Source organism: Pseudonocardia alaniniphila, assembly GCF_022524485.1.
GTDB classification, from domain to species: Bacteria; Actinomycetota; Actinomycetes; order Mycobacteriales; family Pseudonocardiaceae; genus Pseudonocardia; species Pseudonocardia alaniniphila.
In genome coordinates this window covers 166,334-178,625 of the sequence record NZ_JAKXMK010000010.1, presented here as the reverse complement: position 1 = coordinate 178,625, position 12,292 = coordinate 166,334, and the positions used below count along the sequence as shown (strand labels likewise).

Sequence of the window (12,292 nt, the reverse complement as noted above, 5' to 3'; positions counted from 1 at the left end):
TACGCAGAGCTAGCCCAGGCCGAGATCGGCCAACCCGAGCAGCGCTCGATACGGAATTCCTTCGTCCTCGATCACCTGGCGCGCGCCGGTGTCCCGATCCACCACCGTGGCGACACCGACGACGGTGGCTCCGGCGTCACGTACCGCCCGCACCGCGGTGAGCACGGACGCCCCGGTCGTCGAGGTGTCCTCCACGACGAGAACGTTGCGCCCCGCGATGTCCGGCCCTTCGATGAGGCGCTGCATGCCGTGCTGCTTGGTGTCCTTCCGCACGACGAACGCGTCGACGGGCGGGGTGTCGGGCAGCGCCGCCCGCTCGGCCGCCGCTGCGTGCAGAACGGCATCGGCGACCGGGTCGGCGCCGAGGGTCAGGCCACCGACGGCCGAGTACTCCCAGTCGGCGGTGAGCACCCGTAGGAGCCTGCCGACCAGCGGCGCGGCCCGGTGTTCGAGGGTGGCCCGTCGCAGATCGACGTAGTAGTCGGCCTCGGCGCCCGAGGACAGCGTGACGCGGCCGTGCACCACGCCAAGCTCGCGGATCAGGGCCGCCAGCTCCTCCCGCTCGGTGTCTGGGTTCATGCCGTCATCCTTCACAAGCGCCCGGCGCACGATCACTTGCGGTCCCGTTGGGCGAGATTGACCAGCCGCCGGACCAGCGGCCGGGGCAACAGATCCACCATGGCAGCGACGATCTTGTACTGCGAGCTCGGTACCGACACGACCTTTCCCCTCGCAAGATCCGCCAGGCACTCCTCGACCACGCGGCCCGCGTCGAGCCAGAACGGGCCCTTCCGGCCGCCGACGTCCAGTCCGGCACGCTCGTGGAACTCCGTGCGGACATAGCCGGGACAGAGCGCGATCGCACGCACGCCGGTGGCGGCGACCTTGGCCGCCACCGCCTCGGTGAAGGCCGTGACCCACGCCTTGTCCGCGCTGTACTGCGAGTTGCCGGGCAGGAACCCGCTGATGCTCGACACGTTGATCACCGCACCGCGGCTCCTGTCGATCATGCCGGGCAGGGCTGCGACGGTCAGCTCGAGCACGGACGCCACGTTGACCTCCAGCTGGGCTCGCAAGGCCGAGCTGTCCACGTCGAGCAGGCCACCGGTGGTGTATCCGGCGTTGTTGATCAGCAGGTCGACGGGTGCGGCATCCGCGCTCGACAGCCGCGCCGCAACCCTGGCGCGCTCCTCCTCGTCGGACAGATCGGCGGGCAGCACCTCAACGGCGACACCGGCAGCCCGGTACCCGACCGCGGCGGCCTCCAGGCGTTCGCGGTTCCGCGCGACGAGTACGAGGTCCCGGCCGTCGCGTGCCAGGCGGGATGCGAATGCGGCGCCGATGCCAGAGGTGGCTCCGGTGATGAGCGCGATGGGCACGGACGGAGCCTACTGAGGCGCCACCTTGGCGGCGTCGCGGCAGGTCAGCGCCGCTTGACCCGGAGAGACTGCTCGAGCACCGCGGCCACCTCGGCGAGGTCGGCGAGCAGCTCCTGCACGCGCTCCGAGCTGGACCCCAGCGGGGCGGTGGCGAGCACCCAGGACTCCTCCGCCCACAGCAGCTCGACGTCGTCGCCGACGAGGTCGCTGGCCTTCGCCAAGCGGGGCGTGATGAGGTGCCGCACGGCGTCGGGGTCGGAGACGAACGCGTACCGCTCGCCGACGGGCTCCAGCAGGTCGAGGCCGGCGTCGTCGGGAAGCGGGGCCGACGGGAGCCGCAGTTCCACGGCGGCGGGCAGCTGTTCCTGCACCTGCACCGCCACCAGCACCGAGTTGAGCCTGCCTGCCTGCTCGTGGTCGAACACGTAGGCGTGCCGCGGCCCCTCGGGGGTGGGCACGTCACCACTCATCAGGTTGCGGGCCACCCCGGGCCCGCCCTGGTGGATCGTCCCGTAGCGCCACCGGCTCGGCAGCACGGGATCGGTGTCGAGGTACTCCCAGTCGTGCGTGGCAGCCCAGCGCTTCCGGTCCTTGGCGCCGCCCGGCACACCCCGACGGTCGGCGAACACCAGGCCGGCGCCGAGCACCAAGGCGATCACGGCGATGACGAACCACACCGTCGGTGAGAGTCCCACGGCCGGAGCCTAGACCGATGGTCCTCGATCTGCGCGGACGCCCGATCACCTGATGTCGCCGGTACAGCCTCCTGGGTGAACGGGCGGGGCTGCCATCCACCGACTCGTTGGTGGCGATCCGAGTCGGGCAGATGGTGTGAAGCGCCTATCTGGTCCATCCTGGGTGATCGGTACGACGGGGGGAACCGTCATGCGGGTCATCATCGTGGGAGCGGGCATCGGGGGTCTTACCACGGCTCTTCGGCTGCACCATGAAGGCATCGACTGCACGATCTACGACCAGAGCGAGCAGATCCGCGAGCTCGGCGTCGGCATCAACGCGTTGCCGCACGCGGTGAAGGAGCTGGCCGCGCTCGGGCTCCTCGACCGGCTCGACGAGGCGGGGATCCGGATCAGGGAACTGTCCTACCACCACCGGCTCGGGCAGGAGATTCTCCACAGACCGTGCGGCACGGCAGCCGGGTTCGCGTTTCCGCAGCTCTCCTACCATCGGGGCAGGCTGCAGGGCGTGCTGCTGCGGGCGGTGCTCGAGCGCCTGGGTCCCGACGCGGTGCGGACCGGACACCGGCTGGTCGGGTTCGAGCAGGACGCTGACGGGGTGGGTGCGCAGTTCGTCGATCTCGACGGCGACGCATTGGGAATCGTCCGGGGCGAGGTACTCGTGGGCGCCGACGGCATCCACTCGGCACTGCGCGCCAGCCTCTTCCCCGACGAGGGCCCGCCCCGCTGGAACGGCGTGCAGATGTGGCGGGGAGCCACGGACTGGCCGGAGTTCGGCACCGGACGCTCGATGATCATCGCCGGCGGCACCGCGGCGAAGCTGGTGATCTACCCGATCGCTGAGGGGCAGAGCCCGGGCACCAAGCTCACCAACTGGGCCGTCTGCGTGCTGACCGGCCAGGCGGGCGACCCTCCGCCCCGTCGCCAGGACTGGTCTCGTCCTGCCGATCTGGACGAGCTCGCGGGGCATCTCGATCGCTTCCACGTCCCGGACGTCGACCACAGAGGTCTCATCCGCGCGACGCCGGAGTGCTTCGAGTTCCCGATGTGCGACCGGGACCCTCTGCCCTACTGGACCAGTGGCCGGGTGACGCTCCTGGGCGATGCCGCCCACCCGATGTATCCGATGGGCTCCAACGGGGCCGGCCAGGCGATCCTCGACGCCACGAGCATCAGCAGCCACCTCGTCGAGCACGCCGACCCCGTCCGCGCGCTGAAGGCGTACGAGGAGGACCGCCTACCCACCACCAGCGAGGTGGTGCTGCGCAACCGGGTGGGCGGGCCCGAAGGCGTGATCGACGAGGTCGAACGCCGGGCTCCCCATGGCTTCTCACGGCTCGAGGACGTGATCACTCCCGAGGAGCTCGACGCCGTGGTCAGCGGGTACGCCAGGGCATCCGGGTCGTCGAGCGAACAGGTGAACCGCCCGTCGTGACCGCCGGGAGCCTCAGGCGCCCTCGACCGAACCGGGCGGCAGGAAGTCCACGTCGTGCTGCGCGGAGAGCCGCACGACCTCGGCGGGGTCCTCGAGGTTGTGCAGGTTGTCGAACAGCGCCGCGAGACGCCCGGCGGGGCTGACCCAGAAGAGCCCTCGAGTCGGCACCTCGCCGCGGTTGTAGTACGCGTGGGGGAGGTTCCTCGGCATCCGCACGGTGTCGCCAGGGCCCGCGGTCTCCCACTGGCCGTCGAGGTAGAGCGTGAACACTCCCTCGAGCACGTAGATGTGCTCGTCCTGGGTGGGGTGCACGTGTGGGGGCACGCCGGTGCCTGGTGGGTCGTAGGTCTCGAACGCGAAGCTCGACTCGCTCGCGGCCTTCATCGAGTAGGTGTGGCCGAGCACGTTCCACACCTTCTTGTTCATGCCCTCGCTCGCGAGCGTGATGCCCTTGGGCAGCGGGCCGAGCACGATCTCCTCGCCGGTCATGTCCCCTCCTGGCTGTGATCTCCGTGTCCGCGTCCGTGCGATGTCACAGCAGATCCGTACCGCACGCAAGGCACGAGCCCACGACGGCGAGATCTCGGGGCGTGGCGGCGGGAAGGGTGCTGGTCCGGCCCACATGGACCGACCCGGCACCCTCCCTGTTCGTCAGGCCGCTGGATCAGATCGTGGCGGGCATCGCCCGGCCGACGATCAGGCCACCCATGCCACCGCTCGCCGTGGGGTCGAGGTCGACGCGCACGGTGTCGCCCTCGCGGATGTCGCCGGACAGAAGCTCCTTCGCGAGCGCGTCGCCGATCGCCGACTGCACGAGCCGCCGCAGCGGCCGCGCCCCGTAGACGGGGTCGAAACCGTTCATGGCCAGCCACTCGCGGCCCGCATCGGAGACCTCCAGCGTGAGCCGCCGCTTCGCCAGCCGGCGGCGCAGCACGTCGAGCTGGATGTCGACGATGTGCGTGAGCTCCTCGGTGGACAGCGCGTGGAACACCACCACGTCGTCGAGCCGGTTGAGGAACTCCGGCTTGAAGTGCCGCTGCACGATCGCCATCACGGCGTCCTTGCGGCCCCGATCGTCGAGCGACGGGTCGGAGATCGCCTGCGTGCCCAGGTTGGACGTGAGCACGAGGATCGTGTTGCGGAAGTCGACGGTGCGGCCCTGGCCGTCGGTCAGGCGGCCGTCGTCGAGCACCTGCAGGAGCGTGTCGAAGACGTCCGGGTGCGCCTTCTCGACCTCGTCGAACAGCACCACCGTGTACGGACGGCGCCGCACGGCCTCGGTGAGCTGGCCACCCTGGTCGTAGCCCACGTAGCCGGGCGGGGCACCGACGAGCCGGGCGACGCTGTGCTTCTCCGAGTACTCGCTCATGTCGATGCGGACCATCGCCCGCTCGTCGTCGAACAGGAACTCGGCGAGCGCCTTCGCCAGCTCGGTCTTGCCCACGCCGGTGGGGCCGAGGAACAGGAACGACCCGGTGGGCCGGTTCTCGTCGGCGATCCCCGCCCGCGCACGGCGCACGGCGTCGGACACAGCGCGCACGGCCTCGGACTGGCCGACCACCCGCTTGCTGAGCTCGTCCTCCATGCGCAGCAGCTTGGCCGTCTCGCCCTCGAGCATGCGGCCCGCGGGGATACCGGTCCACGCGGAGACGACGTCGGCCACGTCGTCCGGGCCGACCTCCTCCTTGAGCATCACGTCGGCATCGGGCGCCGTGACGTCCGTGGCCTCCTCCAGCCTCTTCTCCAGCGCCGGGATGCGCCCGTAGCGCAACTCCGCCGCCTTGCCGAGGTCACCGTCGCGCTCGGCACGCTCCGACTCTCCACGCAGACCCTCGAGCTGTTCCTTCAGTTCGCGGACGCTCTCGATCGCGCCCTTCTCGTTCTGCCACCGGGCGGTGAGGGCGGACAGCTCCTCGCGCTTCTCCGCCAGCTCGGCACGCAGCGCGTCGAGCCGGTCGCGGGAGGCGGGGTCGTCCTCCTTCTCCAGCGCCATCTCCTCGATCTCCAGCCGGCGCACGGCGCGCTCGACCGTGTCGATCTCCACGGGACGGGAGTCGATCTCCATGCGGAGCCGTGACGCAGCCTCGTCGACGAGGTCGATCGCCTTGTCGGGGAGGAACCGGGCGGTGATGTACCGGTCGGACAGCGTGGCCGCGGCCACCAGAGCGGCGTCGGTGATCCGGACGCCGTGGTGCACCTCGTAGCGCTCCTTGAGCCCGCGCAGGATGCCGATGGTGTCCTCGACACTGGGCTCGCCCACCAGCACCTGCTGGAAGCGGCGCTCCAGCGCAGGGTCCTTCTCGATGCGCTGCCGGTACTCGTCCAGCGTGGTGGCGCCGACCATCCGCAGCTCACCGCGGGCCAGCATCGGCTTGATCATGTTGCCGGCATCCATCGCGCCCTCGCCGGTGGCACCCGCGCCGACGATCGTGTGGAGCTCGTCGATGAACGTGATGACCTGGCCCGCGGAGTCGGTGATCTCCTTCAGAACAGCCTTCAGCCGCTCCTCGAACTCACCGCGGTACTTCGCGCCGGCGACCATCGACCCGAGGTCGAGGGCCACGACACGCTTGCCGCGCAGCGACTCCGGGACGTCGCCCGCCACGATCCGCTGGGCGAGCCCCTCGACGATCGCCGTCTTGCCGACGCCGGGCTCACCGATGAGCACCGGGTTGTTCTTGGTGCGCCGCGACAGCACCTGCACGACGCGGCGGATCTCGGTGTCGCGCCCGATCACCGGGTCGAGCTCGCCCTTGCGGGCCCGCTCGGTGAGGTCGACGCCGTACTTCTCCAGGGCCTGGTAGGTGCCCTCGGGGTCGGGGCTCGTCACCCGCGAGCTGCCGCGGACCTTGCTGAACGCCTCACGCAGCGCCTCCGGTGTGGCTCCGTGGCGGCGCAGCAGGTCGGCGACCTGGCTACGCGCCGATGCCAGCCCGAACAGCAGGTGCTCGGTGGAGACGTACTCGTCGCCCATCTCCGTGGCCAGTTGCTGGGCAGCGGTGATCGCCGCGATGGCATCGCGGGACAGCTGCGGGGCGCTCACCGTGGCACCTGCCGCCGAGGGCAGGCGGTTGCCGAGCTGCGCGAGCTCACCTCGCACGGCCGCCGGATCAGCACCCACCGCCGTGAGCAGCGGCACCGCGATCCCGTCACCCTGGGCGAGCAGTGCCCCCAGCAGGTGCGTCGGGCCGACATCGGGGTTACCGGCGAGCGCAGCAGCCTGCACGGCGGCCGAGATGGCCTGCTGCGCCTTGGTGGTGGGGTTGAAAGAGTCCATCCCCTGTACCTCCTGCATCGTCGCCTGGGCACCATCGTGCCCGTCGCTTGGAAGAACGTAAGGAAAGTTGAGTCTGTTCCGCTCAAGGCAAAGCCGGGCCCCTTCCTCGGCGATACTTCCGGCCGATGTCTGACGATGTTCTCCTGACCAGCCTGCTCACAGCGGTGACCACCGCCCCCGACGACGTTCCGCTCCGGCTGCACGTGGCCGGGCTGCTGGCCGAAAGAGGCCGGAGCGCGGAGGCTCTGCAGCACTGCATCCAGGTGCTGGCCCGCGACGCGTCCAACGTCGACGCAATGGGTCTCCTGCAACGTCTGACCAGCGGGCTCACCGCGCCCCCCGCCCCGGACGTGGCCGCCGCGCCTGCGGAACCGGCACCCGTAGCGCCGCCGGCACCCGACAGAACGGGGCAGCACCGGCTGCAGGGCTACGACTGGACGCACGCCGAGGAGGAGGTCGCCGGCACCCCGGAGCCGGTACTCGCCCACGACGAGTCGTCACCGGTCGTCGAGGACATCGAGCAGCCCGGCATCCGCCTGGCCGACGTGGGCGGCATGGAGGACGTCAAGCAGCGCCTGGAGCTCGCCTTCCTCGGACCCATGCGCAACCCGGAGCTCGCCAAGGCCTTCGGCAAGACCCTCACGGGCGGCCTGCTCCTGTACGGGCCTCCCGGCTGCGGAAAGACGTTCATCGCCCGTGCCGTCGCCGGCGAGCTCGGGGCGAACTTCTTCACCGTCGGCATCTCCGACGTCCTCGAGATGTACACCGGTCAGAGCGAACGCAACATGGCCCGGATCTTCGCCGAGGCCCGGCGCCGCGCTCCTTGCGTGCTGTTCTTCGACGAGCTCGACGCCCTGGGCCAGAAGCGCTCGCAGCTCAGCCACGCCAGCAGCATGCGCAACACGGTCAACCAGATGCTGAGCGAGATGGACTCCCTGGGCGGGAACAACGACGGCGTCTTCACCCTCGGTGCCACCAACCACCCGTGGGACGTGGACAGCGCCCTGCGCCGCCCCGGCCGGTTCGACCGCATGGTGCTCGTCCTGCCGCCGGACGCCCCCGCGCGCACCGCGATCCTGCGTTACCACCTGCGCGACCGCCCGGTGGCCGAGATCGACCTCGATCGGATCGTCCGGCTCACCGAGCATTTCTCCGGGGCCGACGTCGCGCACGTCTGCACCACGGCAGCCGAGCGGGCCCTCGCCCTGTCGATGCAGATCGGCCGGCTGCACGCGCTCACCACGAAGGACCTGGAGGCGGCCGTGAAGGAGGTCCGGCCGAGCACCGGGGCGTGGTTCGCCACGGCCCGCAACGTCGTCGCGTTCTCCAACTCCGACGGCGACTACGACGACCTCTCGGCCTACCTGCGGAAGCACAAGAAGCTGTGACGACCGCGCTCCACCGCGTGGAACAGCTGCGCCTCCTCGGCCGGTTCGACGACGCCGAACGGGCCGCGCGCGAGGCGCTCGCCGCCTCCCCGAACGACCCCGGGCTGCTCCTGGGGCTGGCGGCCGTGCTGTACGAGTCCGGACGGCTCGTCGACGGGCTGGCCGCGGCCGAAGCAGCGTCGGCCGCCGCTCCGGAGTTCGATCGGCCCCAGGTGGTGCGGGCCGCGATCCTCTCCGGACTCGGCAGGCACGACGAGGCCGTCGAGGCCGCGTACCGGGCAGTGACACTCGCCCCGGAGGAGACCCCGGGCGCCACGATGTACGCCGAGGTGCTGAAGCAGGCCGGGCGCCTGCCCGAGGCGGCACAGGCGGCCCGGCGGGTCGTGGAGCTCGCTCCGAACTCCCCGGCGTCGCATTTCCTGCTCGCCGACGTCACCAGCGGCCTCGGGGACAAGGAGACGGCCCGCCAGGCCTACGAGGAGGTGCTCCGGCTCGATCCGCAGCACGCCGTGGCCAGGCACGACCTGGCCGTCCTCGACGCCAGGGGGCACCGCCCCGCGCAGGCTCTGCGCGGGCTCATCGACGCCGGCATGCTCGCACCCGGGATGCCCAAGGTCATGCAGACCATCAGGGCGGTGCTCTGGCAGTTGTCCTGGCGGCTGCGGATGCTGCTCGGGCTGGCCACCGTGGCCGTCATCGTCTTCAGCGGCGAAGATCCCCTCGACTCGACGTGGTCGGGCCGCATCGCCGCAGCCGTCACCTTGGTGATCGCGGGCGGACTGACGTGGTGGACAGTCCGCAACCTCCCGAAGCAGACCAGGCCCGTGGTCCGGGCGGCGCTGCAGGGGGACGGGCCGCTGCGCTTCACGTACGTGGCCGTCGCCGCCTGCGTGCTGCTCCTCGTCGTCGTCCTGATCACCGGGGTCGGGGTGTTCGCCGCGCTGGTGTGGCTGGTGCTGGGCCTGCTGGGTGGACTGGCGATCGTCGTGAGAACGGTGCGCCGGTTGCGCCACGGCTGACCCCACCCCACCGGTGGACCGCCCGTGCGCCGAACGGTCGGCGGTGAGGACGAGGAATTTCTGCCACCACACGATCTGGTCCAGGCACGGAGGGTCTCCAAGGCGCTCTCGGAGCGTTAGGCTGCCTCGGCCAGGGACCCCCCTCCCTCGCCCCCCGATCATCGAGCAGGAAGAGTCGGCCATCCATGACCGCTGAACAGTTGCTCGCTGCCGATCTCCCCAGCGTCGGCGCGCCCCGCAGCGAGCAGTCCGGAATGGTCGAGCTCATCCGTTCCAGCTTTGCGTTGGTCGAGCCGCACATGGACGACCTCGGGCGGTACTTCTACGCCACGCTGTTCCAGATCGCGCCGCAGACCCGCGACCTGTTCCCGGTCAACATGGAGGTGCAGCGCAGCCGCCTGCTGCGGGCGCTCGTGCACGTCGTCCAGATGGTCGACCAGCCCGACGACCTCACGCCCTTCCTCGAGCAGCTCGGACGCGACCACCGCAAGTTCGGGGTGCTCGCCCAGCACTACGACGCGGTCGGGGCGTCGCTGCTCGGCACCATCAGCCACCACTCCGGCGCTGCGTGGACGCCGGAGGTCCAGAAGGCCTGGTCCGAGGCCTATGCAATCGTCGCCGCCGCCATGATCAGTGCCGCGCAGGCCGACCGCGGCCCCGCGTCCTGGCTCGGGCGGGTGGTGGACCACCGACGCGTCGGCTGGGACCTCGCGGTGATCACGCTGCAGACCAGCGAGCCGGTCCCGTACCGGGCGGGCCAGTACCTGAGCGTGGAGACGCCCCAACGGCCGCGCCTGTGGCGCTACCTGTCGCCGGCCAACGCGCCGAGGAGCGACGGCACCCTGGAGTTCCACGTCCGCGCCGTCGACGGCGGGTGGGTGAGCCGGGCGATCGTCGCCCACTCCCGGATCGGCGACACCTGGCGGATCGGGCCGCCGATGGGCCGCATGCACGTCGAAGCCGGCACCGGGCGTGAGCTTCTGATGGTCACCGGCGGCACCGGCATGGCTCCCATCAAGGCCCTCCTCGAGGACCTCTCCACGCGCCAGGAGCAGCCTCGCACCCAGGTGTTCGTGGGCGGCCGCACCTGGGACGACCTGTACGACTTCCCCAGCCTGCGGCGGCTCTCCTACAGCAACACCTGGCTCGACGTCATCCCCGTCGTCGAGAAGGACGAGGGCGGCTCGGGCGCCGAGCGGGGCACCCTCGCCGACGTCGTCACGCGCTACGGGGCGTGGGCCGACCACGACGTGCTGGTCTGTGGGTCACCGGCCATGATCCGCTCCACGGTGTCCCGGATGCTGGTGGCGGGCACACCGCTCGACCGCATCCGGTACGACCCGTTCACGATGGACTGACCAGGCCACCACGCACACGTCTTGGCCACCGCGCACACGTCAGGACGTCTGTGCGGTGGCCAAGAGGTACGTGCGGTCAGGTCTGCTTCTCTTCGCGGCGCGGTTTCGGCCGCCACACCACCAGGGCTTGGCGGCGGTCCACCGGCACCAGGTCCCGCCGGTACGAGGCGTGCACGCTCGCTGCTGCCTGCTCAGCCGCGGCGTGGGCGGCCATCAGCTCATGTGTCAGCTCGTCCAGCCGGGCGCGCAGCTCGTCGACGAGCTGCTCCAGCTCGATGATCCGCTTGATGCCCGCGAGGTTCACGCCCTCCTCCTGGGAGAGCCGCTGAACCTCGCGGAGCAGGGCGATGTCACGAACCGAGTAGCGCCGCCCGCCGCCCGCCGACCGGCCGGGGCTCACGAGCCCCAGCCGGTCGTAGCTGCGCAGTGTCTGGGCGTGCAGCCCGGCCAGCTCCGCCGCCACCGAGATGACGAAGATGGGGCTGTCCGGGTTGGCGCCCGGCGGTAGCGCCGGGCCGCCGGGCGTGGTGCTCACGACCCGCTCCCGAGCAGATCGGCACGCGGGTCGAACGACTTGGTGGCCTCGGCGTAAGCCTGCAACGCCTCGGTGGCACCGTCGTCGAGCGAGCTCGGCACGGCCACCTCGACCGTGACGAGCAGGTCACCGGTCTTTCCGCTCTTCCGCTTCACACCTCGCCCGCGCACCCGGAACGTGCGCCCGCTCGATGTGCCCGGGGGAATCCTGAGCGACACGGTGGAGTCCAGCGTGGGCACGGTCAGCGTGCTGCCGAGCGCCACCTCGGGGTAGGTGACCGGCACCGTCAGCGTCAGGTCGTCGTTGTTGCGCTCCGACCGCCCGAAGAGCCGGTGGGGCGTGACGTGCACCTTCACGTACAGGTCACCAGCCGGTGCACCACCCCGGCCCGGCTCGCCCTGCCCCTTGAGCCGGATCTGCTGCCCGTCGGCCACACCGGCCGGAACCCGGACGGTGAGCAGGCGGGTGCGGGTGCTGACGCCGTCGCCCCCGCACTCGGGGCACGGGTCGTCGATGATCCGGCCGGTGCCGCGGCAGTCGCGGCACGGCTCGGAGAACGCGAACGCGCCCTGGCTGCGGCTGACCAGGCCGACGCCACCGCAGGTGGGGCACTGCCGCGGCGTGCTGCCCGGCCGGGCACCCGTGCCGCCGCACCGCTCACACCGGCCCGGCGACGACAGCCGCAGCTGCACCTCCGCACCGCGGACGGCGTCGATGAAGTCGATACGCAGCTCGCTCTCGACGTCGGCACCACGCTGCGCCCGAGGGCCCGTGGTGGTGGTGCCGGCCCCGGCGCGGTTTCCGAAGATCCCACCGAGGATGTCGCCGAGCCCGCCGGCCCCGCCCGCGCCGGGTGACCCGGCACCGGCCCGGCCGAACAGGTCGTTCAGGTCGAAGCCCTGGCCGGCGGCGCCGCCACCGAAGCCACCGGGGAAGCCCCCGCCGGCTCCGTAGCCGCCGCCACCGGCGAAGAGCGCACGCGTCTCGTCGTACTCACGGCGCTTCTTCTCGTCGGACAGCACCCCGTACGCCTCGGACACGGTCTTGAACCGCGCCTCGGCGTTGGCGTCACCAGGATTGGCATCCGGGTGCAGCTCACGCGCGAGCTTGCGGTACGCCTTCTTGATGTCGTCCGCGGACGCGCCGGAGGTGACGCCCAGCTCGCGGTAGAAGTCCTTCTCGATCCAGTCGCGCTGGGTCACTCCG

Annotated in this window: 11 protein-coding genes; 4 read left to right on the top strand and 7 right to left on the bottom strand. The window is 71.1% G+C overall.

Annotation, left to right across the window (positions count from 1 at the left end):
* Positions 1-9 precede the first annotated feature (9 nt).
* From pyrE to MMF94_RS13250, 3 genes are read right to left on the bottom strand one after another with little or no spacing between them, the layout of a single operon-like run.
* Positions 10-579 (bottom strand): orotate phosphoribosyltransferase, encoded by a 570-nt coding sequence (pyrE, locus tag MMF94_RS13260; RefSeq protein ID WP_241036675.1) that lies wholly within the window; start codon positions 577-579, stop codon positions 10-12.
* Positions 580-611: 32 nt separating this feature from the next.
* Positions 612-1,379: an SDR family NAD(P)-dependent oxidoreductase gene (locus MMF94_RS13255; RefSeq protein WP_241036674.1), complete on the bottom strand. Its 768-nt coding sequence runs from the start codon at positions 1,377-1,379 to the stop codon at positions 612-614.
* A 44-nt stretch (positions 1,380-1,423) separates the two neighbouring features.
* Complete coding sequence (locus tag MMF94_RS13250; RefSeq protein ID WP_241036673.1) at positions 1,424-2,074, bottom strand: type III secretion system chaperone family protein; 651 nt, start codon at positions 2,072-2,074, stop codon at positions 1,424-1,426.
* A gap of 190 nt (positions 2,075-2,264) precedes the next feature.
* Here MMF94_RS13250 and MMF94_RS13245 point away from each other — a divergent pair, with 190 nt between their 5' ends.
* Positions 2,265-3,509 (top strand): flavin-dependent oxidoreductase, encoded by a 1,245-nt coding sequence (locus MMF94_RS13245; protein WP_241036672.1) that lies wholly within the window; start codon positions 2,265-2,267, stop codon positions 3,507-3,509.
* 12 nt (positions 3,510-3,521) lie between these two features.
* Here MMF94_RS13245 and MMF94_RS13240 read toward each other — a convergent pair whose 3' ends face one another.
* Positions 3,522-3,998: a cupin domain-containing protein gene (locus tag MMF94_RS13240; RefSeq protein ID WP_241036671.1), complete on the bottom strand. Its 477-nt coding sequence runs from the start codon at positions 3,996-3,998 to the stop codon at positions 3,522-3,524.
* Positions 3,999-4,173: 175 nt separating this feature from the next.
* Positions 4,174-6,786 (bottom strand): ATP-dependent chaperone ClpB, encoded by a 2,613-nt coding sequence (gene clpB / locus MMF94_RS13235; RefSeq protein WP_241036670.1) that lies wholly within the window; start codon positions 6,784-6,786, stop codon positions 4,174-4,176.
* Positions 6,787-6,911: 125 nt separating this feature from the next.
* On the opposite strand from clpB, the gene MMF94_RS13230 reads away from it, so the two are divergent.
* The 3 genes from MMF94_RS13230 to MMF94_RS13220 all read left to right on the top strand — a co-directional run bounded on the left by MMF94_RS13230 (position 6,912) and on the right by MMF94_RS13220 (position 10,551).
* The gene (locus MMF94_RS13230) at positions 6,912-8,174 is read left to right on the top strand and encodes an AAA family ATPase (protein ID WP_241036669.1); all 1,263 of its coding nucleotides are present in this window, start codon (positions 6,912-6,914) and stop codon (positions 8,172-8,174) included.
* On the top strand, positions 8,171-9,193 hold the full coding sequence (locus tag MMF94_RS13225; RefSeq protein WP_241036668.1) for a tetratricopeptide repeat protein: 1,023 nt from the start codon (positions 8,171-8,173) through the stop codon (positions 9,191-9,193). Before MMF94_RS13230 ends, MMF94_RS13225 begins: the two co-directional genes overlap by 4 nt.
* Before the next feature lie 185 nt (positions 9,194-9,378).
* Entirely contained in the window at positions 9,379-10,551 is a 1,173-nt protein-coding gene (locus MMF94_RS13220) for a globin domain-containing protein (RefSeq protein ID WP_241036667.1), read from the top strand.
* 76 nt (positions 10,552-10,627) lie between these two features.
* Here the strand turns inward: MMF94_RS13220 and MMF94_RS13215 are convergent, their stop codons facing one another.
* Entirely contained in the window at positions 10,628-11,086 is a 459-nt protein-coding gene (locus MMF94_RS13215) for a heat shock protein transcriptional repressor HspR (protein ID WP_241036666.1), read from the bottom strand.
* The gene (gene dnaJ / locus MMF94_RS13210; protein WP_241036665.1) at positions 11,083-12,288 is read right to left on the bottom strand and encodes a molecular chaperone DnaJ; all 1,206 of its coding nucleotides are present in this window, start codon (positions 12,286-12,288) and stop codon (positions 11,083-11,085) included. The genes MMF94_RS13215 and dnaJ overlap by 4 nt, the downstream gene beginning before the upstream one ends.
* Positions 12,289-12,292 lie beyond the last annotated feature (4 nt).